The organism is Niallia laureatilytica, from assembly GCF_046613985.1.
GTDB lineage: Bacteria > Bacillota > Bacilli > Bacillales > Cytobacillaceae > Niallia.
In genome coordinates this window covers 1-21,826 of the sequence record NZ_JBKKHP010000018.1, presented here as the reverse complement: position 1 = coordinate 21,826, position 21,826 = coordinate 1, and the positions used below count along the sequence as shown (strand labels likewise).

Annotated in this window: 24 protein-coding genes, 4 tRNA genes and 2 pseudogenes; 8 read left to right on the top strand and 22 right to left on the bottom strand. The window is 37.2% G+C overall.

Annotation, left to right across the window (positions count from 1 at the left end):
• Positions 1 to 42 precede the first annotated feature (42 nt).
• The 6 genes from ACLIJJ_RS25055 to ACLIJJ_RS25030 all read right to left on the bottom strand — a co-directional run bounded on the left by ACLIJJ_RS25055 (position 43) and on the right by ACLIJJ_RS25030 (position 6,214).
• On the bottom strand, positions 43 to 516 hold the full coding sequence (locus tag ACLIJJ_RS25055; RefSeq protein WP_411411855.1) for a DinB family protein: 474 nt from the start codon (positions 514 to 516) through the stop codon (positions 43 to 45).
• Between the two features lie 925 nt (positions 517 to 1,441).
• On the bottom strand, positions 1,442 to 1,987 hold the full coding sequence (locus tag ACLIJJ_RS25050) for a DUF3841 domain-containing protein (RefSeq protein ID WP_233317978.1): 546 nt from the start codon (positions 1,985 to 1,987) through the stop codon (positions 1,442 to 1,444).
• Positions 1,988 to 2,538: 551 nt separating this feature from the next.
• Positions 2,539 to 3,702, bottom strand: coding sequence for an FAD-dependent monooxygenase (locus tag ACLIJJ_RS25045; RefSeq protein ID WP_411411854.1), 1,164 nt, complete (start codon positions 3,700 to 3,702; stop codon positions 2,539 to 2,541).
• A 646-nt stretch (positions 3,703 to 4,348) separates the two neighbouring features.
• Positions 4,349 to 4,714 carry a GntR family transcriptional regulator gene (locus ACLIJJ_RS25040; RefSeq protein ID WP_233317983.1) on the bottom strand — a complete coding sequence of 122 codons (366 nt, stop codon included), beginning with the start codon at positions 4,712 to 4,714 and terminating at the stop codon, positions 4,349 to 4,351.
• Entirely contained in the window at positions 4,714 to 5,367 is a 654-nt protein-coding gene (locus ACLIJJ_RS25035; RefSeq protein WP_233317985.1) for an ABC-2 transporter permease, read from the bottom strand. The genes ACLIJJ_RS25040 and ACLIJJ_RS25035 overlap by 1 nt, the downstream gene beginning before the upstream one ends.
• Positions 5,360 to 6,214, bottom strand: coding sequence for an ABC transporter ATP-binding protein (locus ACLIJJ_RS25030; protein WP_411411853.1), 855 nt, complete (start codon positions 6,212 to 6,214; stop codon positions 5,360 to 5,362). Before ACLIJJ_RS25030 ends, ACLIJJ_RS25035 begins: the two co-directional genes overlap by 8 nt.
• Before the next feature lie 524 nt (positions 6,215 to 6,738).
• On the opposite strand from ACLIJJ_RS25030, the pseudogene ACLIJJ_RS25025 reads away from it, so the two are divergent.
• A pseudogene (locus ACLIJJ_RS25025) lies at positions 6,739 to 7,200 on the top strand (sodium:solute symporter family transporter); the annotation flags it as partial.
• 75 nt (positions 7,201 to 7,275) lie between these two features.
• Here ACLIJJ_RS25025 and ACLIJJ_RS25020 read toward each other — a convergent pair.
• Positions 7,276 to 7,416 (bottom strand): hypothetical protein, encoded by a 141-nt coding sequence (locus tag ACLIJJ_RS25020; protein WP_411411868.1) that lies wholly within the window; start codon positions 7,414 to 7,416, stop codon positions 7,276 to 7,278.
• 46 nt (positions 7,417 to 7,462) lie between these two features.
• Here ACLIJJ_RS25020 and ACLIJJ_RS25015 point away from each other — a divergent pair, with 46 nt between their 5' ends.
• Positions 7,463 to 7,720 carry a hypothetical protein gene (locus ACLIJJ_RS25015; protein WP_411411852.1) on the top strand — a complete coding sequence of 86 codons (258 nt, stop codon included), beginning with the start codon at positions 7,463 to 7,465 and terminating at the stop codon, positions 7,718 to 7,720.
• On the opposite strand, the gene ACLIJJ_RS25010 is transcribed toward ACLIJJ_RS25015, so the two are convergent.
• A complete protein-coding gene (locus ACLIJJ_RS25010; protein WP_411411851.1) occupies positions 7,717 to 8,130 on the bottom strand; it encodes an NTTRR-F1 domain in 414 nt (137 codons plus the stop codon). The two genes, ACLIJJ_RS25015 and ACLIJJ_RS25010, sit on opposite strands and share 4 nt — an antisense overlap.
• Positions 8,131 to 8,469: 339 nt before the next feature.
• On the opposite strand from ACLIJJ_RS25010, the pseudogene ACLIJJ_RS25005 reads away from it, so the two are divergent.
• The 4 genes and pseudogenes from ACLIJJ_RS25005 to ACLIJJ_RS24990 form a co-directional block, all read left to right on the top strand.
• Positions 8,470 to 8,682: pseudogene (locus ACLIJJ_RS25005) on the top strand (IS110 family transposase); the annotation flags it as partial.
• Between the two features lie 373 nt (positions 8,683 to 9,055).
• Positions 9,056 to 9,475: a MarR family winged helix-turn-helix transcriptional regulator gene (locus tag ACLIJJ_RS25000; protein ID WP_233317993.1), complete on the top strand. Its 420-nt coding sequence runs from the start codon at positions 9,056 to 9,058 to the stop codon at positions 9,473 to 9,475.
• Between the two features lie 18 nt (positions 9,476 to 9,493).
• Positions 9,494 to 9,886 (top strand): rhodanese-like domain-containing protein, encoded by a 393-nt coding sequence (locus ACLIJJ_RS24995; protein ID WP_233317995.1) that lies wholly within the window; start codon positions 9,494 to 9,496, stop codon positions 9,884 to 9,886.
• A gap of 5 nt (positions 9,887 to 9,891) precedes the next feature.
• The gene (locus ACLIJJ_RS24990; RefSeq protein WP_233317998.1) at positions 9,892 to 10,329 is read left to right on the top strand and encodes an EVE domain-containing protein; all 438 of its coding nucleotides are present in this window, start codon (positions 9,892 to 9,894) and stop codon (positions 10,327 to 10,329) included.
• 338 nt (positions 10,330 to 10,667) lie between these two features.
• On the opposite strand, the gene ACLIJJ_RS24985 is transcribed toward ACLIJJ_RS24990, so the two are convergent.
• On the bottom strand, positions 10,668 to 11,417 hold the full coding sequence (locus ACLIJJ_RS24985; protein ID WP_237943529.1) for an SDR family NAD(P)-dependent oxidoreductase: 750 nt from the start codon (positions 11,415 to 11,417) through the stop codon (positions 10,668 to 10,670).
• 164 nt (positions 11,418 to 11,581) lie between these two features.
• Here ACLIJJ_RS24985 and ACLIJJ_RS24980 point away from each other — a divergent pair, with 164 nt between their 5' ends.
• Positions 11,582 to 11,938, top strand: a complete 357-nt coding sequence (locus ACLIJJ_RS24980; RefSeq protein ID WP_237943526.1) for a winged helix-turn-helix transcriptional regulator — start codon at positions 11,582 to 11,584, stop codon at positions 11,936 to 11,938.
• A 227-nt stretch (positions 11,939 to 12,165) separates the two neighbouring features.
• Here the strand turns inward: ACLIJJ_RS24980 and ACLIJJ_RS24975 are convergent, their stop codons facing one another.
• The gene (locus ACLIJJ_RS24975) at positions 12,166 to 12,504 is read right to left on the bottom strand and encodes a winged helix-turn-helix transcriptional regulator (protein ID WP_233318003.1); all 339 of its coding nucleotides are present in this window, start codon (positions 12,502 to 12,504) and stop codon (positions 12,166 to 12,168) included.
• 105 nt (positions 12,505 to 12,609) lie between these two features.
• Between ACLIJJ_RS24975 and ACLIJJ_RS24970 the strand changes: the two genes are divergently transcribed.
• Positions 12,610 to 12,993: a RidA family protein gene (locus ACLIJJ_RS24970; RefSeq protein ID WP_237943522.1), complete on the top strand. Its 384-nt coding sequence runs from the start codon at positions 12,610 to 12,612 to the stop codon at positions 12,991 to 12,993.
• 582 nt (positions 12,994 to 13,575) lie between these two features.
• On the opposite strand, the gene ACLIJJ_RS24965 is transcribed toward ACLIJJ_RS24970, so the two are convergent.
• From ACLIJJ_RS24965 to ACLIJJ_RS24910, 12 genes are all read right to left on the bottom strand, one after another.
• A complete protein-coding gene (locus ACLIJJ_RS24965; RefSeq protein WP_237943520.1) occupies positions 13,576 to 13,752 on the bottom strand; it encodes an IS110 family transposase in 177 nt (58 codons plus the stop codon).
• A gap of 387 nt (positions 13,753 to 14,139) precedes the next feature.
• On the bottom strand, positions 14,140 to 15,300 hold the full coding sequence (gene dltD, locus ACLIJJ_RS24960; protein ID WP_411411850.1) for a D-alanyl-lipoteichoic acid biosynthesis protein DltD: 1,161 nt from the start codon (positions 15,298 to 15,300) through the stop codon (positions 14,140 to 14,142).
• Complete coding sequence (dltC, locus tag ACLIJJ_RS24955) at positions 15,300 to 15,536, bottom strand: D-alanine--poly(phosphoribitol) ligase subunit DltC (protein ID WP_237943517.1); 237 nt, start codon at positions 15,534 to 15,536, stop codon at positions 15,300 to 15,302. The genes dltD and dltC overlap by 1 nt, the downstream gene beginning before the upstream one ends.
• A gap of 14 nt (positions 15,537 to 15,550) precedes the next feature.
• Positions 15,551 to 16,708, bottom strand: coding sequence for a D-alanyl-lipoteichoic acid biosynthesis protein DltB (gene dltB / locus ACLIJJ_RS24950; protein ID WP_411411849.1), 1,158 nt, complete (start codon positions 16,706 to 16,708; stop codon positions 15,551 to 15,553).
• Positions 16,705 to 18,207: a D-alanine--poly(phosphoribitol) ligase subunit DltA gene (gene dltA / locus ACLIJJ_RS24945; protein ID WP_411411848.1), complete on the bottom strand. Its 1,503-nt coding sequence runs from the start codon at positions 18,205 to 18,207 to the stop codon at positions 16,705 to 16,707. The genes dltB and dltA overlap by 4 nt, the downstream gene beginning before the upstream one ends.
• Before the next feature lie 17 nt (positions 18,208 to 18,224).
• Positions 18,225 to 18,371 carry a teichoic acid D-Ala incorporation-associated protein DltX gene (locus tag ACLIJJ_RS24940; RefSeq protein WP_233318026.1) on the bottom strand — a complete coding sequence of 49 codons (147 nt, stop codon included), beginning with the start codon at positions 18,369 to 18,371 and terminating at the stop codon, positions 18,225 to 18,227.
• Between the two features lie 17 nt (positions 18,372 to 18,388).
• Positions 18,389 to 19,060, bottom strand: a complete 672-nt coding sequence (locus ACLIJJ_RS24935) for a response regulator transcription factor (RefSeq protein WP_233318029.1) — start codon at positions 19,058 to 19,060, stop codon at positions 18,389 to 18,391.
• A gap of 77 nt (positions 19,061 to 19,137) precedes the next feature.
• Positions 19,138 to 20,880, bottom strand: a complete 1,743-nt coding sequence (locus tag ACLIJJ_RS24930; RefSeq protein WP_233318032.1) for a sensor histidine kinase — start codon at positions 20,878 to 20,880, stop codon at positions 19,138 to 19,140.
• A 542-nt stretch (positions 20,881 to 21,422) separates the two neighbouring features.
• Positions 21,423 to 21,497: transfer RNA gene (locus tag ACLIJJ_RS24925), tRNA-Asn, on the bottom strand.
• A 20-nt stretch (positions 21,498 to 21,517) separates the two neighbouring features.
• Positions 21,518 to 21,594 (bottom strand) — tRNA-Ile (locus ACLIJJ_RS24920).
• A gap of 4 nt (positions 21,595 to 21,598) precedes the next feature.
• A tRNA-Gly gene (locus ACLIJJ_RS24915) sits at positions 21,599 to 21,672 on the bottom strand.
• An 80-nt stretch (positions 21,673 to 21,752) separates the two neighbouring features.
• Positions 21,753 to 21,826 (bottom strand) — tRNA-Trp (locus ACLIJJ_RS24910).

Here is a 21,826-nt window from a genome sequence, read left to right as displayed (position 1 = left end):
CCGCAAGTATCTCAAATTATAACACCCGATAGCAATCGTTCCTTACTCAAATAATTGGACGTTCGGCTCACGCTTCAATACATGAACGATTAATGAGTGTAACTGTGCACGGTGATGAAATAGATGAGCCTGTGTATCCAACAGCCATTCGTATCTAGAATGTTTTACTCCATAAAAAGAAGTGGTTTCACGTAACAACTCCTCTTCCCGTAATGATGTTACGCCTTCCTTTAAATAATTAAAATTGTTAATAAGGGCTTCCTTTATTGCTAATTTAGTAGCTTCTGGTTCAGAATCTACATAGAAATGGTCTAATTCCTCTTCTGAAGCACCAGCACCGATTAAAAAATCTGCTTTGCATAAAACAGATATGTGTGAAAGTAGCTCACCAATTGACCATTTACCAGCAGTCGGCCTTATATTCAGTTCTTCCTCACTTATAGTGTCTATTAACTTAATTATAGAGTTAACAGCCAATTCCATTTGTTTGATAACACCATTGCTGTAAACGTTCATATTAATATATATCCCCCTTTTTTCACCTATTTTAATTTATTCAAGAAAGGTATACATTAATCCTGTTGGCTACATGTTTAACCTATTAAAAATACTTTTTTACGTTTGATGCTACCCCATTTTCACGAACTGAAATTATCTATTTTTTAAGAAAGATGAACCTCCTATCGTAAAAAACTCAACAAGTTAAAATTACATCTAAGTTACCTTGTTAAACTAAATTCCCTGTTACCCTTTGTCTCCTGTACATAGTTCGCAACTTAAATTAATATAGAGATACATAGAATTATCAGTTCTACAAAAATGAAGGTTTATTTTTCAAACAAACGAATGGAGATTATCAGTTAGTTTAAATCAATAAATAGCTTTGTGGGATGATTCTCTTAAATACGCAGTTTCACGTAGAAATGAGCGTTATCCTCTAAAATAAACGTTAATCCTTCTTAGAATAAAATTGGATATAATAAAAAAGAGTCTAATCCTTTATATACCAAGGGATTAGACTCTTTTTCAACCAAAATTATTAAGCGGTAATAAGAATTTAACGCAGACTTACAGATTTTATATTTCTTGTTTATACTTCTGCTCTTGTCTGTTAATTAAACTACATACTATTATTATGTAAGTAATTTTTTACCTTTTTGGTCGTTTTGTTGCTAAATTTATCTGGTAGCAATTAAGCTTCTTGAAATACGAATATACTTTTACTTTTTTATCTGGCACAAGGCGATAATAATATTAAATATAATCTATAGGGGCGTGTCGGATTTATTTTGGACATATAGGATTTTCCTCTAATTCAACTATAGCCTAAATATATTATTTTACAAATTTTCCTTTAATACAGAAATGCTGCCAAGTTTGTTCCAAAATATTTGCATTTTACCTTTATCCACAGAGAGAAAGACTTTTAATAAGAAAGGGATTAATAATGTTTACTACCTTTAGCAATAAATCTTGTTACTTTTTTGACCATACTCATAGTAATCTTTGGTGTAACACCTTGAATCCAGTCTTCATTGAATTTACCATTCCAGTCATTATCGAGACTTCTCAATAGATTAAAGTCAAAAATCTTTTCCCACGAATCTTCAGTAGGATAACTCTCCTCATCCTCTAAATATCTTTCCCATTCGTCCTCTGACTCTGTAATTGGACCATTATTAAGTACAAAATGCCAATGATCAAAGTCAGACCATAAAATTTTATCTTCAGGTATTTCTAAAGTAAGTATTACTCCTTTTATCCCTTTACTAAGCAAAGCATGTTCATTTCTATTAACTTTTCTCTTCCAAACCCAAATAGGGTAGTCCTTTCCGTTGTATCCTTCAATCTTCTTTTCCATTTGCTTCATCATCCATTGGTAAGGTTTCTTAAAGTCTTCCCAAACGAACTTCTCATCACCGATTAAATATCCTTGTTCCCTCATTCGGTAATATGTTTCTAACCGTTGTACTGTATAAACTTTCATATTACACCAACCTTACATCTCTTTTCCCATCATTATTTTTCTACGTTTCATTATTTTAGCTTTAATGCTTGTTCTGTGTCTATTACTATCAATGATTAGGTAAATTTCCACTGCAAACTCGTACTAAAAAAGAAAGGAATTTTTTAATCATAATTGTTTTTTTAATTCGTACTAATATTTTATGGGCTGACTTTTTATCCTAATTAATGATTGGGTTGATTAGGCGTAGTTATTCCTTTCGTATTAGGAGGAAAAAATTAGATCAAAATTATCCGGTCTATTATAATTCTAGTTAAACTAACGTCCCTGTTAGTTTAAGAAGAGAAGTTATATGTGTTTCCTGACCCCATTAACACAATTCCTCAATCTAACGCCAAAGTTATAATGACATACCCTTTTCGTGCCCCTTTTCCATGTAGCGGTGAGCTTCAGCAACTTGTTCCAATGGATATCATATAACCATCATCATAAAGCTCTTTAGGGAATTTAGATTAGACTTGTTCTTCATGAGCCCTGCAGTCCCGTTTACAGCTAATTTAAATTCAAGTTATTTACAGCAACCCTTCGAACTTCACATCATACAGATATTTCAACTGTTTCTCCATAACCTTGGCTGGTATATGAGGAAATAGTGAATCTCGAAGAGATACTGAAACGCGGTTATTCAACTGTGCAACCCTTCCAATTCGGTTTGACATTTTTGTAATTAGACTGGTCCGCCCAATTCGTTCGTCTTCATATCTTTTCAATGCCTCTTTAATTGTAGCACTCCGTTTTAAGTGTCCTGCGAGAATAACTGCATCTTCAATAGACTGTCCGGCCCCTTGCCCCATATTGGGCGTCATGGCATGAGCCGAGTCACCGAGCAGAACAATGTTTCCAAATGCAAAGCGCTCGATTGGTGGCAAATCATAAATATCATGGTGGAGAAATTGGTGAACAGACGATTGCGCCAGTATGCCAGGGATTGGCTCGTGGTAGCCTTCAAAAATCTTGAGTAAATTCTGCACAGTAAAAGTTTTAAATTGAGGTTCATCTACTTTGGCATTAACACATGCAAACCAATAGATTCGGTTGTCCGGCAAAGGAACCAAGCCGAAGCGCCCCTTACGACCCCAAGTTTCTGTAAATAATTTCGAGTCATATTCCTTCAAATTTGGACCTGTCTGGACAACCGCCCTCCAACAGGTATATCCTGCATACCGTGGTTTTGCATTAGGTAGCAGTGTCTCACGAATGGTGGAGTGAATGCCGTCCGCAGCGATTAGCAAATCTCCTTCCTCCGATGAACCGTCTTCAAACTCTACTGTCACCCCAAAAGCATTTTGTTCAAAACGCCTACAATTCTTTCCAGTATGGACAAGTTGCTCTTGACCTAAAGCTCTCATTAGCAATTCCAGGAGCTTTCCACGCTCAATCGCCACATTGTCAATTCCATACTTGGGGCTTATTAACGCTGTCTCCTTCCGTTGCAGGACTTTCCCAGTGGGTGTTAGGATACGAAGTTCCTCCAATACCTTCCCTTCCCGAACAACCTGGTCACCTACACCTAACTCCTGCAATGCCCGGACAGCATTCGCGCTAATTGCAAGACCTGCACCTGAGAAACGTACTTCATCCTTGCTTTCAAAAACGTTCACGTCAATCCCTATTTTCCGAAGAGCAATAGCTGTGCTAAGTCCTCCTATGCCTGCGCCTATGATAATTGCTTTCATGGTATCACCGCTCTCATCTTCATTTTAATTAACCTACTAGCAAGTTCTTTATAAGGTGTAAAAATAGTGTTCAATAACCATGTTTGTGGATTTCTACTGATAATTCACCTTTCATTAAAAATAACCGAAATTACTTGTTGCACCAGTATAACCGACAGATTATCAACCATCTCTGGGTATTCTTTTAAGATTCCATCAACTAATCCCTATAAAGCTTGTAATGAAATAATTTCTCCTAAACTTAGAAATGTTCTTGTATTGCTTTTCTTTAACCTCTTATAACTCTAAACAATTACTTCTATGCTATTTTCAAAAGAAAAATACTCAATTTTCTTTTATTCGGTAAAATGGAGTTATTCTCTTTGCCATTTAAGGTATCCTGCCTAATTTATGCCTTTAAAGAAAGTATTTATATATCAAAGAGTTCCAATTAATCACCTCTCCTATCTAATCTTTTAATTAGTCTTTTATTCGTGTCTACTTCAAAAAAAATATAGTTGAAGATCCCTGTTATAAAACTTATCGTTTAATCTCCGTCATTCTTTAAATATATATCACACTCGCTTATTCTACTTATGGTAGGTTCACTGCATTGTGCATATCACAAAAAACGGGGGGAGCTGTTGCTACAGCTCCCCCCTCTTCCCTAATATACCTTCTTTATCATCTCCAACACCTCATCCAAGGTAAGGCCGAAGGATTTGTAGTAGGAGGTATCGAGAACCATTTGATTAAGAATCATTTCATTACGAATTTGCATTTTTATATCATTGGATAGTTCGGCGACAAAACAACCCTTTCCCTTTATGGTATGGATCAACCCGCATCTTTCTAGTTCTTCCCAAGCCTTTTTAACGGTAATCACACTGATGGTAAGCTCCTTAGCTGCTTGTCGGATCGGTGGGAGACAATAGCCGTTTTCCAACTCTCCTTTTAGAATCTGGGAGCTAATTTGCTCATAAAGCTGCTGATAAATTGGTTTGTCAGATGCGTTCGAGATTGCGATGTTCATTAAATTTCCACTCGAAGGAATCGTTTGACCGCAAGCCGATAGGCGATGAAGGAGAGCAACGCAAAGACCAAAATTCCAGCAATTAAAATGAATGTTTGAAGCGTCATTTCTTGTGCATCGGTTCCATAGAAAATACCATTCAATATAGGATTTTGAATGCCAAGCCATTGCGAGATTCCGGCGAAAAGCATGGCGGCCGTAACAGCTGCGCACAGCGCAAAGCCAAATCTATAAGCCGTCTTATAAAACATCGGGATAAAGATGATGTTAAAAATTGCAAGCATGATAAGGTTTAAGCCCCAGAAACCCATATTTGGTGGGAAGAAATAATAGGTTACATTTGGATATAAAATCAGGGAAACGGAACCGAAAATCGCCGCAGTCACAATATGCAACAGCTCTAAGCCGACGATAACGATTATCCTTGCCTTTACCATATCTTTTTTGGCAACGGGTAACACGGACGTAAACATCAAATCGTTTTGCGCTTTAAATTGGTTGAACACATTCGGAATCGTAATCCAGCAGAAATATAGCAGGACAATAAAGTAAATCCAACCCGGAATGAGCATTAAAGCACCAAACAAGAAAGGAAACAGGAAAAAAAAGGGTGGGACAGCCAATCTAACATCTTTCATCACCAGATTATACATACACAACCTCCTTCTTCGCAAAATAAACCATAATCTCCTCAAGGCTCGGTGTTACTGCCTTCATGTTCCATGAGAAATCGTAGTCTTTTGCAAGAATCAAACCCGTAAATCCAAATGAATTTATCTTATAGGAGATCAATCTGTCCTTCACTTGGTGCAGTTGAGTTGTGGCACCATTTAGAATAAGATAAGACTCTTTAAACTCTTCCTTCTCACCACTGCGGACGATTTGCCCATTTTCAATGAAGGTTATAAAATCAGCGCATTTCTCTAAATCTGTAGTAATATGGGTCGAGAACAAAATACTAATTTCTCCGTCAGCGACGAGTCCTTGGAAGATATCCAACAATTCGTCCCTTGCAACCGGGTCAAGCCCGCTGGTCGGTTCGTCAAGAATAAGAAGTTTTGCCCCATGGGATAAGGCAATGGCAATACTGTATTTCACCTTCATTCCCATCGATAGTTCGGCAATCCTTTTGTTTTCATCCAACTTGAATTTCCGAAGGTAATTGCTGTACGTTTCATTATCCCAATTGGCATAGAACCTCTTAATTACATCAGTCAAGGCCTTTACTTTGCTTCGGGTATAAAAGTCTACGCCGCCCATGGCATATCCAATTTCCTGCTTCAACTCAAGTTCGTACTCAACCATATTTTTCCCCAATATGTGAATTTCCCCGCTATCCATGTGGGTCATATTCAAAATTGATTTTATCATCGTGGTCTTCCCTGCGCCGTTAGCACCGATAAAACCCATAATATAGCCTTTCTCCAGTTGGAATGATACGTTTTTAAGTTGAAAGTTTTGGTAACTCTTATTTACGTTTCGAATGTCCAATGCAAGCACTCTATACATCCCTCCTCATTAAATTGTGATTATCGTGTATACACAATATATCTAATATAAATGATTCTGTCAATACCTACCATGAGATTGCTCACTTCTAAAAAGAAATAACCACCCTACAGGTGGTCATTAAAACAGTTTATTTAACTAAGGAACCAAAATACAGTGCTATTACATAAATGCAAAGAAACCTTTGTCTTTAAACTTTAATATCAAATAAAGAATAGCCTTTATTAATACAAGTATATATAAAGGGCTATCGCTAACGTTGAATATAGATCTGGTAACATCTTTCGCCTTTCACCTTACTATGTTGAGTATCTTCTCTTTGCTTGCAGAACTAAGCGAGTAGTTAACCTACTTAGGATTTGGATGAAAGGAATTGATGGAATGGAAGGAAACAGCAGCATTTGGTTCACTTTATTATCGAGTGTTTTTTTATTGCAATTATCGGAGTTTATACATATCGGAAATCAAGAGGTATTAATGACACAACTGAGGGTTACTTTCTTGCAGGCAGAGGAATGTCTGGTGGATTTATTGCAAGCGCTCTCATCTTAAATAACTTGTCAGCCGAACAAATGGTAGGACTTAACGGACAAGCATACGGAGGAAACATGACCAGTATGGCTTGGGAAGTCACCTCTGTTATGGCCATCATTATCATGGCACTCATCCTGTTGCCGCGTTATTTAGGAGTTGCTTTTACTACATTATCACAGTTTTTGAGAGACCGTTTTGATGAAGATGTGCGCAAAATGGTGGTAGTACTGTTTATGCTTGGCTATGTTTTGGTAACAATTCCCTCAACCCTTTATTCTGGAGCACTCGGAGTGTTAAAACTGTTTGATCTTCCTAACTTAACTGGTTTATCCTACACTCAGTCAGTATGGACTATGGTTTGGGTTATAGGAATCATTGGAGCATTGTTTGCAGTATTTGGAGGAATGAAGGCAATCGCTGTATCTGACAGTCTAATCGGCATTGGTCTCATTGCCATATGTACGTTAATTCCTATCATAGGACTTTTTGTTCTTGGAAACGGGGACATACTCGGAGGATTAAAGACAATCTCCACAAGCAGTCCAGAAAAGCTGAACGCAATAGGAACAAGCGAGGATGCAGTTCCTTTTGAGATCGCCAATTTCATCCTTAGATGCATAATTACCTTTAACACTAAAATCACCATTTTCAGCTTCCATAAGTAAGCCTTTAACCTCTTTAATAGGACGAACAATCATTCGGCTGATGATGATACTTAGAGTTATTAGTGCCAATACAACAATACCAGTAACAAAAATAAGTATTTATTGTTTGTTTTCTTTATTTTCGTTATTAATTGATTTTGCAATTGTTAGGTTAGAATTCTGCAATTCTTTTAAAGTATCATTAAGTGCTGTTGCTCCTGTTGGTCCCGCTGGACCCGTTGGTCCTATTATTCCAGTGGCAGTTAGCAGCGCTACATCATCAATTAAAATATTAGAAGCAACTGCTAACGGTATTTAGTTTATAAGCAAATATGCTTGAGTAGTACCCGCAGGTGCTGTACTAGTTGTTAAATATACTTCTTGCCAATCGCTAGTTTGTGCATTTGGTAGCCTGTTAGCTGGAAGATAGGTCGATAAACCAGTTCCTATAAGCTCAAAATTTTGTCCAAAAAAGAAAACTTGAATTAACACTGCAGGAGCCTGTAAATTACTATCCTTAGCTAAAGATACAATAAGTTCTAAATTCTCCCCCGTTCCGGCAGGGACAAATTTTCCAATATAGGCCGGTTCAATTCCCTGTTCAAGCAAAGCAGAATATGTTCCCGAATGAGAATACTGATTTGTAACAGTGGAATTTTCAGGGAAAACCCAACCATTTAAATTTCCTGTTTCAAATCCACTATTAGTGATTAAATTTAATAAACTCATCTATCTACTCCTTTCGGAAGTATTTTGTATACGAATATAATATGAGTTTTTAATTAAATTGTCTGAGCACTACTCTATATAATGTTCTAGTTAATAGCACATTTTTGAAGTCAGTTAAGACATAAATAAAAAACCACTGTAAATATCAGTGGTTTTTAAAGTTATTAAAATGGATGAAATAATCAGTTCAACATACTTAAATTTACATATTATATCCTGTAAACTCATCTATTTTCTCTCCAAAAAGATGTACTAAAATGTACACCTTTTTGGTTTAAATACTAAATATATAGAATATAATACGTGAAAAAAGATCTCATTATTGTTCCCATAAGTTAGTACATGGCCGTGAGATCTGGAATACGAGACTCACGTAAAAAGAAAACTACTGATGAAATAATCCCTAGAAACAAGAGATTAAGAGAATTTTACGATAAGAAACGTAGTGAAGGTAAACTTTTTAAAGTAGCTGTAATTGCGTGTGCAAATAAACTTTTACACTGGATATTTGCCCTATTAAAGAACAGAACCACTTTCCAAGATATTGCATAGTAACCAAACCAATCAAGACTATGAAAAACCTTCCAAACTAAGGATACAGGAAGGTTATTTGGCATGCATATTTTTAGTATACCATTATAGATTTTTAGTTTTTATTAAAAGATGTTGACAAACTATTGGCTGGTTTTGTCTTAGTGAAATCGTTAACAAATTTATATTTTTTCGTCATTTATTGACATAAAAAAGAGAATCAGAAGTCGTCCCCCCTAGTTAAAATACCTTATCTTAAAAAATTTATTTGATAAAAGGAAAACTTTAACTGACTATTTATTTTATATACGAACGTAAGTACTTGAATTTTAACAATTAATCAGTTATGCTGATTATTAGTAAAACTGATTAATCCAGGAGGTGAATATTACACTTGGAAAAATGGAATCAATCTTATGGCTTTTTACTAGGAAAAGTTCTTCAACAAATGGAAACTAAATTTGCTGAAGGACTGACCCCTTATAAAATTAATGCTAGACAATATGGAGTCCTTTTATTTATTAGCGGAAACCCTTATTCTTCACAAAAGGATATTTCCGAAAATCTACAAATTGATCGGACGACTATGGTTAGCCATATCGATCACCTAGAAACTTTAGGATTTGTAGAGAGAACTAGAAATCCTAATGATAGAAGATCCTATAGTCTTTTAATCACATCAAAAGGGACTCAAGTTTTAGATTCACGTTGGGAATTTCTAATGGAAACGGAATTAGAAGTACTCACCCCTTTAAACAATCAAGAAAAACAATTGCTTAAGGAATTTCTTGTGAAAATTTGGAACCAACTATAAAACTGGAGGAATTTATTTATGAATGCACTCGATTATTTTAAAGCACGTCTGGAAGCAACTGTTAGTCCTATGGATTATTTAAGATCGGCACAAGTCGATCCAGAAAGATACTTCTTAATTGATGTAAGAAACGGTCCTGAACATGTAAGAAGTCTAACAATAAAAAATGCTAATATTATTCCTCAACAAGAGTTGCAAGAGCGAATACATGAAATTCCTAAAAATAAAGAAATTATTGTTTACTGTTGGGATGTCTGGTGTAATACAGCAGCTAAAGTAGCAGTATTTTTGTTAGAGCGTGGTTACAAAGTAAAAGAGTTGTCTGGTGGGATAGCTGCGTGGAAAGAAATGAATTTTCCTGTCTCAGATGCTCCTCTAAATGTTAATCCATCTGATAATTGTGGATGCTAACTCTAATGCATCATGAAAAAAGGTACTGGATTGGTGTTGCTTCTCGTGATCATGTTTTAAATGCAGTCCAAGGTGGATTCGCTCAGCTTTGTCATGGCAAACAAGCGCCTTTAAGAAAGATGAGCACTGGTGATTGGATAATTTATTACTCTCCCAAGGTTAATTATAAAGAAAGTGCTCCTCATCAAAAATTTACTGCTATAGGAAAAATTATTGATGAAGATGTTTTTCAGGTGAATATGGGAAATGATTTTGTACCTTTCCGAAGAAATATTGATTTTATTCCTAGCATTGAAACACCCATTAAACCACTAATTTCAAAACTGTCATTTATTAAAAATACAAAATACTGGGGTTATTCCTTTCGATATGGTCATATAGAAATAAGCGAAAAAGATTTTAAACTAATAGCAGAAAAAATGGTTAATAGAAAAGGAGATTAGAACATTCTAACCTCCTTTTTACATTGATTATTTAGCTACCCTTCCATGTTTTTCCATAGACAAGTTTTCATTTATTACAGGAATGCTGCCCCGTTAGCGCTATAGTTAATAGAGCATTAATACCCCCGATAGCTTAAGTACATTTCTTAAAAAACTTATCCTTTTTACACCATTTAGGGGATCGTCAGAAAAATGCGGATTTACAACGTTAAGCAAATTCAAACGTAAAAAAGTCGAATTCCCAGTCCTTAGAGGAAAACGACTTTTTTATTTGACTTCTTTAAGTAAAGCCCCATTAACCTTTTTCCGGGACTATTTGTAATTTCTGCGACGTTAAATTAAACCTGTGCTAGCCCACCATCTACGAACAATTCAACACCCGTCAAGTAACTGCTTTCGTCTTCTGAAGCAAGGAAAGATACAGCGTTTGCTACTTCTTCTGGTGTCCCAACTTTTCCAGCTGGAACAGTATTTCTACTATTTTCCATTACTTCTTCAAGTGCATCACCAAAAAGCTCATCGTATGCAGGTGTAAGAATACCTCCTGGACTAACCACATTTACACGGATTTCAGTACCTTTTAGGTCAAGAATCCAGTTGCGAACTAATGCTCTTAATGCTGCTTTAGATGCTCCATATACACTAAACGCTGGGTTTCCAATTGATCCAGCAGTAGAGCCCGTTACAATAATAGAACCTTTTTTGTTCGGGAAAAGCGATAATGCTTTTTGAACAGTAAAGATGGTTCCTTTAACGTTAATGTCGAACGTTCTATCAACCTGCTCTTCCGTAATTTCGCCTAATGGAAGGAAGTTGCCGGTGCCTGCATTAGCAAAAAGAATGTCCAACTTACCTTTTTCCTGCTTTATAATGTCATATAGTTTGTCTAAGTCTTCAAGCTTAGAAATATCCCCTTGAACACCGGTTACGTTCTTGCCAATTTGGTTAACAGCTTTATCAAGTTCGTTTTGTCTGCGTCCTGTTATATAAACATATGCACCTTCGTCTACAAACTTTTGTGCAGTAGCAAGACCAATCCCACTTGTTCCGCCCGTTACAAGCGCTATTTTACCCTCAAATTTACCCATACTTAACACTCCTTAAGAATTTTATTTTAAGTCTAATACCTTTAAGTACTTGAAGAACAACTTACAAGATATAGTATCCTTCAGTAAGCACATTATCGGAAGTACCCACTTTTTTGTGATATAGTAACTAAAAAGTAATTAATGTGGAATGGAGAGGTTTAGACATGAAAAAATTTAGTTGTGGTTTTGAAGTGACAAAGGAAGTTATTGGCGGAAAGTGGAAAGGTCTTGTATTATACTTTTTAATGAATGGACCAAAGAGAACAAGTGAATTAAAGCGCATTGTCCCAAATATAACTCAGAAAATGCTGATTCAAACACTTAGAGAGCTTGAAGCCAGTGGACTCGTGAGCAGAAAGATGTATAATCAAGTACCGCCGAAGGTTGAATATTCATCCACTGAACTTGGAGAATCTCTTAAACCTATCTTGCAGGAGCTCTGCCAATGGGGAGGCCATTATGCAGAGCAAGAGTATGCAGAAGGTGAATTCGAAATCGTACCACCAGAAGAGGCTTCATAATAAGGAATACAACTTTTAACACCTTATATGTTAGGGTGTTTTATGTTGCACTGGGATGAGGGCATAATAATTCGAAGAAGATTGTCTCGACTACAGGGTTGCTGGTACGACTTTTAGAACAGAAAACAGCTACCCAATTAGGTAACTGTTTTCTGTTCTAAAATGTAAGATACTCAATTAGTCTCACTCTGTTTCCAAATGGGTTCCCATTAACTATACAAAAGAAGTTAATTATCACGGTTTTTTTCTCCCCATTCACATAACTGTTCTAAAACAGGTAATAGCGTTTCTCCTTTATGTGTAAGACTGTATTCCACTTTAGGAGGGATTTGAGGATATTCTTTTCGTCTAACCATCCCATCTGCTTCCAAATCTTTCAGTTGTGAACTCAATGTTTTAAAGGTGATAGTACCTAATCTTCTTTTCATCTCATTAAAGCGAACGGGTTGATTTTCCGAAAGGAGATACAGAATTAACATTTTCCATTTCCCTCCAACAACAGACAATGTATATCCGAAAGGTGTCTCTTGGATATTTCCCTTTTCTTTAAAATCAGCCATACTCATATTTGACACTATCCTTTCTGGTAGTAGCTATCTAAATAGTGCGTACTATTTTTTTCTTTGTTTTCATTTTATACTTACCTTACTTTGAAATAAAGGAGAGAAAAAATGACTAATATTAAAACCTACAATCACGACCTATGGGATCACGGCATTACACAAGGATACAGCGTCAACAGTACTATCTATATTTCTGGTCAATTTTCCCACGATAAGGATGGTATGTTCATTGGCAAGGAGAATATTGAAGCTCAGACGCGACAAACATTTGAGAACCTCGATCGAGTATTGGAGGAATTTGGTGTCACGAAGTCCAACCTCGCTTATGTGGAAATCTTTCTAACAAATCCGCAAGAGCACTCCGAGCCTGTCATCAGTCTGTTCAAGGAATATCTAGAACAACACAGACCAGCTGGCAGCCTCATCGGCGTGACTTACCTGGCATTCCCAGAGCAATTGATTGAAGTCAAGGCTGTCGCACACACTGAATAAGCAAGTTACATTTTAAACACAAAGTAAATTATGTCAACCCTATTTAGGTCATATTATAACAATTAAATCTGTAATGATTTTGAATTAATTAAAAGCAAGTATCATTACAGATAATATTGTTATCTGTAATGATACTTGCTTATGTCATAAACCTGCCTCAATTACGCCATATCCTCATAGCGACACAAGAGTAAGGTGGTATCTATTTACCGCTTATTATCATATAAGCACAATAAATATTCGAGATAACCAAACTAGGAGACATTAGATGATTGTTAAAAATGAACAAGATATTAAAGGGTTTAAAATAAATTGGAAAAATTGTTAGTCTAATTAGAGAGGAATTAATTAAAAGTACCGTTCCTGGTATTACGACAAAAGAGCTTGATGACATGGCAGGAAAATTACTCCAAGGGCACAGGGCCATTTCAGGGCCCAATATATGTATGGTTTTCCTGGGTATACATGTATTTCTGTTAACGATGAAGTAGCACATGGTATACCAGGGAAAACAATAATGGCCTGTAGGCTCCATCCCAGTAATGACAGACTATATTCCGCATGACTCTTTTATTTGACTATCTAATTAATAAATGTCTTAAATCCTTCTTGTGTATTATCAAAAAAGCAAGTGGAACCTAGCTCCATTCCACGATCATCCTGTGCTCTAGCTACATGATGATGTTTCGCGATATCAATTCCAATTACTAAAGTCTTAGGTGTAATTTGAGCTATTTTATGATTTTGGTTATAATTCATAGTGAGACCTCCGAGTAGATGTTTTGTTCTTTTAGCGCGCCAGCTTTGGACATATTTATCTTATCAAGAGGTCTTTTTTCATTCAAATCGCATTTTCACTTATTACAGGAATGCTGCCATGTTTGCGACACAAGAAAGTTTATCTTCATTTAATAAGATATGCCGCCATTTTATTAACAATAAATAAAAAATCTACCACTTGGCAGCTTTAAGAATATAATGGAATATCAATAATGGGATGTTTTTGTTGAGTAAAGTGATAATTCTGTGGATAATTTTCTTATGATATTTTTTAATATTTATTGGTAGTAAATTTTACTTATTAGCAAAATCGAGACTGTTCATAGCAAAAAAACGACCCACCATTAGGTGAATCGTCCCTTCCTGCTATTCAAGGAATTTCTGCATATCCTCATCTAAATATACCCAGCCTTTCCAGCCGATATGAATTGTGTCACGCATAAAATAAGGCTCGTATTCATAGTCAGAGTAATCGGCGTAAGTAAATCCGCTATCATTTATTTGTGTCTTTATACGAGTGTAATAGTCTTGCCGGCCTTTTTCGGGAAAGCCTGTGTAATCATAGTAAGCGCCATTAACCGGGATAATGACAAAAAGCGGTTCGGCGCGAGATTGCTTGAGTATATCAAGCATCAGCTGGAAATCATCGTATTCTGGTGATTCTGCATAGGAACGGCCTTTATTTTTTCCTTTCATTTCCTTGATGGAGTGCTTCTTATGATTATATACTTTGTCATCAATATAAAATTCGGACTGCTGTGTTCGTTCTTCTCCATAAGAATCAGCTTGTGTTTGCAATTCTTCCCATGTTTTGTCCTTGACTTCAGCTGATTGATGCCTATTAGTGGTTGAATCATTCAGAAGTGTGAAGTACAAATCCTTTTTCTTCAGTACGGAAAGATAGGTCTTTGCAGGAACTGATAAAATATTAAACTTAATCTTTTTATCATTCAGATAAGCGTCATAAAGCTGATAAAGGATGGTATCATTCTTGACTGCATTATACGTCATCAGGCGTTGCATCAATTTTCGTTTCACCTGCTCGTCCACTTCCTTATTGAAAGGAAGCTCGTATGCTTGCAGAGAGGAATAGTTTGGTGCAAAATGCTGCTCGTCTGTACCATGCTTTACAAACCATTGCGGTGATACGATGATGACCATTTGCTTGTTCTTCAATCGAGCGGCATGGGTGGCAAAGTTTAAGTCGTGAATAATAGAGGTCATTCCGCCTTTTCCTACTAAATAAGGTGTGAAGGGAGCTGCGTTCGTTTCAAAATAATTTGATGGATGGAATGGATCCCAGCGCGATAATTCTGAAGAACCATAAATCGGAACATACTTTGAATGTTTGAGCATTTCACTTTGTAAATAGGTTCCTTGGAACATATTTGGCTCCAGACTGATAGCCGATTCCTCCAAGCGATCAGCAGGAACTAACTTAGCCAGCCATGATACGGGTACGAATACAACCCCGACAAACAGGACCAATGCAAGAATGATTGGTCCAAACAAATACTTTTTCTTCATTATTTCAACTCATTCAGACGGTCAACGATAGCATTTGGTGTATTCCATGTATCTCGGTCGAACTCCGTAATTGGTACATTAATATCAAGCTGATCCTGGAATTTAACTAGTAATTCTACTGTTCCAAAAGAATCAATTAGTCCTGAATCGAATAAATCCAAATCAAGCTCTTCTTTCACAACATCATCTTGACAAACTTCTGCAATAACTTGTAGTACTTCTTCTTTAAAATTCATTTATATATCCCCTTTTATTGAAATGGTTTGCCGGAAAACAGATAAAAACCGAAGCAAACGACATGGAAAGTGATGATGATAGACACCATTGTCATTGCTTTTCCTGTTGGCCAGCGTTTATGTTTTTTATTCCAAGTCTCGAAGAAATTAAATCCGGTCATCATCATGGCATGATATGCTCCATAAATGATGTACTGAATTTCTAATCCATGCCATGCTCCCATCAGCAGGAACAGCAGGATATAACCTAAATTCGAAACGAGCATTTTGTTTTGTATCCATTTTTTCTTCCTTATGAGGAAGACAAAGCGCATGAACACATAATCACGGAACCAGAACGACAGTGACATATGCCATCGGTTCCAGAAATCCTTGATGTTGCGGCTGATAAATGGTTTATTAAAGTTCTCCGGTGACCGGATACCCATTATATAACTGACTCCGACTGCAAATGCCGTATAGCCGGCAAAGTCGAAGAATAGGTACAAGCTATAGCTGTACATGTACAACAGGTGATATGAAAACTTACCATCTGCTATATAATCTAGATTCATAATGAAGTACGTATTAATGCAATAGCCGATTATAAATTTATACAAAAACCCAAGGAAGATTTTGTTGATCCCTTTATATAGCAGCTCTTTGTACTCCTCCGGTTTCCAGTGCTTTTCTTCATCCTTCTGGAATCTGCGGAAGCGGTCAATAGGACCCGAGGAAATTGTCGGGTAAAACAGCATAAAATTAACAAGCTTAAAAATCGAGAGCTGCTGCTTAATCAAACCATCTCTTGTTTCAATAATAATTTGGACAGCTCGGAATGTCAGATAAGAGATACCTAGAAAACTAGCCCAATTATCCACTGCCAAAATCGGTAAAATCTTGGATAAAATTAAAGGCAGGATGGATAAAAAACTTATTACATAGAATACGAGGCTGCTATTCTTTGTCTGTCGATACGAAATATAGCCTTTGACCAATATAACTTGAAGGATGGTGAAGACTACTAATGAGAAAAAGCCCGCGTTCCCTCCTGAAAATATAATAGCCAATACAACAATTGAGACAAAAACATTATAATAACGCAGGCGCTTGCCCATTATGCCGAGTATCATTGTCGGCAGAAGCAAGATACCTAGAATAATAAAGAAAAGGAACGAGCTATACGGGGTCATGCGAATACCTCTTCCTTCATTTTCTTGCGGTCTGCTTTTCCATTTATCGTCATTGGAATAGAAGTATGATACGAGAACTTACGCGGAATCATATATGCTGGCAAGCGCAGAGCAAGATCTTTGCGGATTGCAGCTGTCAGTTTGTATTCCTTATCAAAATCATGGTCCGCCGGCACAACTGCCGCAATCAAGTATTCAATTTCTTCGTTTGGTGCATAAGGAATAATAATCGCAGCCTTAATAAAATCAGACTGATTAAGGTGGAACTCAATCTCTTCCAGCTCCATCCGGTAGCCATGAAGCTTGATCTGAAAATCCATTCTGCCTTGGCAGTACACCAACCCGTCTTGAATAATGCCGGCATCTCCGGTACGATAGGCATTCATTCCGTTAATCATGCCGAATGCATTTTCTGTCAGTAGCGGCTCACCTAGATAGCCTTTTGACACACTTGGCCCAGCAAGAATTAGCTCCCCTTTTTCCCCTTCTGGCAACGGATTATCCAATTCATCCACAACGAAAATACGCATATCAGATTTTGGGTAGCCAACTGGCAGAGCCTTCTCTTTCGCAAGCAATTCTTCTGTAATCTCGATAGACGTCACAGCCACTGTTGCTTCTGTTGGCCCATAGGTATTAAAAATCCTTGCTTTTGGGAAACGTGCTTTCAGCTCCTTGGCCACAGCTAGCGGCAGTACTTCTCCACAGAAAAGAAATACTTCAAGCTCTGGAAGCATCTTGTCATTAAAATCTGGATTTGGAAAACACATTTGCACGAAGGATGGTGTCGATGTCCACACTTGCAAGGCAGAGCGGCTCAAGTTCTCAAACAAAAGCTTCGGCTTATTGCTTACATCTTTCTCTAGCGCATGAATGGAGCCTCCGCTCTGTAACGCTGGATAAAAGTCCATCACAGACAAATCGAATGAAAAAGGCGCCTGATTCAAGAATACTTTTCCTTCATCTAATGGAAAGTCACCTGTCATCCAATCGGTAAAAGATTGCAGATTTGCTGCAGTTATTTGAACACCTTTCGGATTTCCTGTACTGCCGGAAGTATAAATGGTGTAAAAAACTTCTTCAAGATGGACCCAGTACTCATCGCCAATAAGCTCTTCTTGTTCCAATTCCAGGTTTAGCATATGTAAAACTGCAACACTATCAAAATCCAGCTTGCTATCTGTTGTATTAATTACTAATCCAGCACCAGATTTTTCGACGATAAGACGCACCCGTTCCATTGGAATGGATGTATCTACCGGTATATAAGGGTATCCAGCCTGCACACAGGAAAGGAACGCTACCGGCATATCAGTTGCCATATGGCCATACACAACAATTGGCGTCTGCCGCTCGAGCTGAATGGCATGTAATAAGCTTGCTAGTCTCCTCGATTTGTCCCAAAGCATCCCATAGGTCAGCACCTGATCCTCTGTACGATATGCAATATGCTCCGGTTTTCTTTCCGCATGCTGTGCAATACGAGTTAAAAGTTTCATTTTATTATCTTCTCCATTTAGAAATCATTATAAATATAGTTGCCAGTATTGGCCGTATGGAAGCCGTACATCAAAAACAAGGTAACGAGGATAGCCAAATAAAAACAAGTATGTAAAGCAAACCGGACGCCAGTGTGCATATACAGCTGTTTAAGCTTATTCATCTTCTCTCTCCTTTCTTTTATTCAAATTTATAGCCGGTTCCAATAACAGTCCGGATATGATGTGATTCAAAGCTTAATTTAGCTCTTAGCTTTTTTATATGTGTATCCACAACTCGACTATCACCATCGAAGTCAAATCCCCATACGTGATTCAAAATTGTTTCCCGTGAAAGGACATTATTTTTATGCTGAAGCAAGAACACCAATAATTCATATTCTTTTGGCGTCAATTCGACCTGTTGGCCCCCGAGCTGAAGCTGATGGGACTTCGTATTAACGATTGCTTCACCGAAGCTTAGCATATGACCAGTCGGCAAGTAATGTTCGTTTGCCCGTTTCATTAAAGAATTAGCACGTGCTACTAATACTTTTGGGCTGAATGGCTTCGTAACATAATCATCGGCCCCAAGTTCAAAGCCATGAATTTTATCATCGTCACTGGATTTCGCTGTCAGCAGAATAATCGGTACACCAGAACTCATTCGTACCTGCTTGGTGACAGCAAATCCATCCATTTGCGGCATCATGATATCGAGAATGACTAAATCCGGATAAATGGCATCAAACCAATCTATCGCACTGCTGCCATTATCCGTTTCATACACTTCCCAACCGTCCTTTTTGAAGTAATCAGCTACAACTTCTCGAATTCTCACTTCATCCTCGACAAGCAATACTTTCTTCCCCATCGTGAATCTTCCTTCCAATTTATAGATATTAACAAGGTTATATGTCTTTCATGTGTCCTAATAGGAAATTATTACCATTATTTGAAATGAACATAGAAACGTACACCGTCTGGCATGTTTTCCGCACCATAATGAAATCCATGCAAGTTAAGTATTTGCTGGACAATCGCCAACCCTAAGCCTGTACCACCTGTCATTCGGCTTCGCGAAGATTCAGTCCTATAGAACCTTTTCCAAATATTATCCAGATGCTCACTTGGTATTTGCTGGCCTTTATTCTCAATTTTGAACACACAACCGCCATTTTCCTGATCCAATTCAATTCGAATCACAATAACAGAATTAGGCTCACTGTGCCGAACCGCATTAATAAGAAGATTTTGCATTACTCGTTCCATCCACTCATAATCCGCCAAAATATGCTGTTCATTCTTCGGCATGATTTCAATGACAACATTTTTCTCTTGTGCAATACAGAATAATTTAGAGGCCAATACCTCAATCATTTCACTAAGCAAAAAAGATGTTTTTCTTAGTTTAATCGCACCGTTCTCCAACTTAGCCAAATCGAGCATATCTTTAATAAGCACTTCCATCTTTTCTGACTCCTCAATGATCACTTCTACATAGTGGTCATGCTTATCCGGACTAACACCATCCTGCAGCCCCTCAGCGAAGCTTTTGACAATGCTGAGCGGCGTCTTCAGTTCATGGGACGCATGCTCGAAGAACTCGCGCTGCTCCTTTTCCATCTGCACACGTCTTTCCATATCACGTTTTAGCTTTCCATTAGCTTGTTTCAAGTCATTTAATGCAACATCTAAATTCTGTGCCATAACAAGCATATTGTTCGAAAGGCTCCCAAGCTCATCCTTCTGCTTAATCGGCTTCGCCGATGAGAAGTCTAGATGCACCATTTTTTTTGCCATTTCATTCAATTTAATCAATGGTCTGCTGACAAGACGGGAATAGAATAGCGACAACAAAATGATGAGAATAAAGCCAATAATGCCGATATATATATAAAATATTCGAAGTGCTTCATTGGTATCTTTAATTTCCTGAATAGATGTGACAGAGAACATAAATTGCATTTCTCCATCTTTCTTAATTGGCTCAATTAGTACTAAATTATGTTTTCCACTCCATGATTCCACCCAATCCAACTGCAGACTTTCCCCTTCAGTAAGCTGCTTTAACTGTTCCTCCTCAAGCGGGAACCATTCCAACAACGCATCATAGAGTATTCCTAGTCCTCTATTAATCATTCCACCCTTAGGCAGCGAAATGCTTTTTACCTTTCCTTCAATAGCCACTTCATTCTCGATTGGATCTTCCCCTGCACTTGACGAATTCTTTGTAATAACAGATGGATAAATGACCGTAGGAACCTTAGCATCTGGTTCTCCTCGAACAATCAATGTATCTCCCTCTTTGATATTCAATGCTTGTAACTGTTGTCCGTAAGACGAGACTAGTAAGGACAGCGATACTTCTACTACATTTCCATCTCCTGTTTCCAGCATAATATTAAACGGATCCTGAACTAACTGAAAACCTTCTTCGTCCACAATCGTCAACGGACTTTTGGACTTCCTCATGTAAGATAAAGTCTGTTTTGTCAGTTCCGCTTCGCTCCAGGAGTTTTCCTCATAACCTTCTGCTAATTGATGTATGCGATTTGCTGCTTCTTTCGTTTTATGATGCTGATAGAAACGATCAAATAATGACAATTGAAATATCATAATCATGGCGTAAAACACCAAAAAGAATAAAGCTGTTACAGCAAATAATTTAACGGTAATACCGCGTTTTCTCATGTTCTACTCCTTTATTTCATACGACTGTTTATTAATAACTTAAGCTATTCGTATGTTTTTTGTGTGTCCACAAACACCACTTCATATAGTAACCATCTTTTTGAAGTTGTGGAACCTTTTTTTACTTGAGCATTTCCATCAGAAATGAAGGTATCATTGGCAAAATAGATGTATGATCTAGACAGCCTTGTTAACATCAACTACTTATTTAAAATAAAAAAACATCTAGTAATTAGATGCCTGCCTGCACTGATTAATGTCCTTACACAAAGTTAACCTTTTTCACATTTCTTCTACTAGATGCTTCAGTTAATTCCACAATAAAAGGAGCATTAATCTTTTCATCGATTAATGCTCACTAAACCTCTCTATTATATTATTAAAGGAATATTTTCGGTTTAGCTAACTAGACATAAGTCTAACAAATAACGATTAATGGATTTAAACACTTATATTGACTTAAAAATCCGTAGTTCTATCAAAACAACTATAGGTACACATTAATATGTTTGAATATTCAGTATTTTAAATAGATAAAAAAATGGCTCCGCAGGTAGGACTCGAACCTACGACCGATCGGTTAACAGCCGATTGCTCTACCACTGAGCTACTGCGGAACAAAAAAGTATGTATTATATGGTGGGCCTAAATGGACTCGAACCATCGACCTCACGCTTATCAGGCGTGCGCTCTAACCAGCTGAGCTATAGGCCCATATTGGAGCGGGTGATGAGAATCGAACTCACGACATCAGCTTGGAAGGCTGAGGTTTTACCATTAAACTACACCCGCATAATAGGTTGTAAAAAAGATTTAAGATATGGCTAAACTGGTTCATTCGAACTGTTAAGCACCTGCCATAATATTATTATTGGCAGGAGTAGTAGGAATTGAACCCACACCGGAGGTTTTGGAGACCTCTGTTCTACCTTTAAACTATACTCCT

Bases quoted from the DNA above. Each gene is read 5' to 3' on its own strand.
- ACLIJJ_RS25055 (WP_411411855.1), bottom strand. From the start codon at position 516: ATGAACGTTTACAGCAATGGTGTTATCAAACAAATGGAATTGGCTGTT.
- ACLIJJ_RS25050 (WP_233317978.1), bottom strand. From the start codon at position 1,987: ATGAAAGTTTATACAGTACAACGGTTAGAAACATATTACCGAATGAGG.
- ACLIJJ_RS25045 (WP_411411854.1), bottom strand. From the start codon at position 3,702: ATGAAAGCAATTATCATAGGCGCAGGCATAGGAGGACTTAGCACAGCT.
- ACLIJJ_RS25040 (WP_233317983.1), bottom strand. From the start codon at position 4,714: ATGAACATCGCAATCTCGAACGCATCTGACAAACCAATTTATCAGCAG.
- ACLIJJ_RS25035 (WP_233317985.1), bottom strand. From the start codon at position 5,367: ATGTATAATCTGGTGATGAAAGATGTTAGATTGGCTGTCCCACCCTTT.
- ACLIJJ_RS25020 (WP_411411868.1), bottom strand. From the start codon at position 7,416: ATGGAAGCTGAAAATGGTGATTTTAGTGTTAAAGGTAATTATGCATCT.
- ACLIJJ_RS25015 (WP_411411852.1), top strand. From the start codon at position 7,463: ATGATGATACTTAGAGTTATTAGTGCCAATACAACAATACCAGTAACA.
- ACLIJJ_RS25010 (WP_411411851.1), bottom strand. From the start codon at position 8,130: ATGAGTTTATTAAATTTAATCACTAATAGTGGATTTGAAACAGGAAAT.
- ACLIJJ_RS24995 (WP_233317995.1), top strand. From the start codon at position 9,494: ATGAATGCACTCGATTATTTTAAAGCACGTCTGGAAGCAACTGTTAGT.
- ACLIJJ_RS24990 (WP_233317998.1), top strand. From the start codon at position 9,892: ATGCATCATGAAAAAAGGTACTGGATTGGTGTTGCTTCTCGTGATCAT.
- ACLIJJ_RS24985 (WP_237943529.1), bottom strand. From the start codon at position 11,417: ATGGGTAAATTTGAGGGTAAAATAGCGCTTGTAACGGGCGGAACAAGT.
- ACLIJJ_RS24980 (WP_237943526.1), top strand. From the start codon at position 11,582: ATGAAAAAATTTAGTTGTGGTTTTGAAGTGACAAAGGAAGTTATTGGC.
- ACLIJJ_RS24975 (WP_233318003.1), bottom strand. From the start codon at position 12,504: ATGAGTATGGCTGATTTTAAAGAAAAGGGAAATATCCAAGAGACACCT.
- ACLIJJ_RS24970 (WP_237943522.1), top strand. From the start codon at position 12,610: ATGACTAATATTAAAACCTACAATCACGACCTATGGGATCACGGCATT.
- ACLIJJ_RS24965 (WP_237943520.1), bottom strand. From the start codon at position 13,752: ATGAATTATAACCAAAATCATAAAATAGCTCAAATTACACCTAAGACT.
- dltD (WP_411411850.1), bottom strand. From the start codon at position 15,300: ATGAAGAAAAAGTATTTGTTTGGACCAATCATTCTTGCATTGGTCCTG.
- dltC (WP_237943517.1), bottom strand. From the start codon at position 15,536: ATGAATTTTAAAGAAGAAGTACTACAAGTTATTGCAGAAGTTTGTCAA.
- dltB (WP_411411849.1), bottom strand. From the start codon at position 16,708: ATGACCCCGTATAGCTCGTTCCTTTTCTTTATTATTCTAGGTATCTTG.
- dltA (WP_411411848.1), bottom strand. From the start codon at position 18,207: ATGAAACTTTTAACTCGTATTGCACAGCATGCGGAAAGAAAACCGGAG.
- ACLIJJ_RS24940 (WP_233318026.1), bottom strand. From the start codon at position 18,371: ATGAATAAGCTTAAACAGCTGTATATGCACACTGGCGTCCGGTTTGCT.
- ACLIJJ_RS24935 (WP_233318029.1), bottom strand. From the start codon at position 19,060: ATGGGGAAGAAAGTATTGCTTGTCGAGGATGAAGTGAGAATTCGAGAA.
- ACLIJJ_RS24930 (WP_233318032.1), bottom strand. From the start codon at position 20,880: ATGAGAAAACGCGGTATTACCGTTAAATTATTTGCTGTAACAGCTTTA.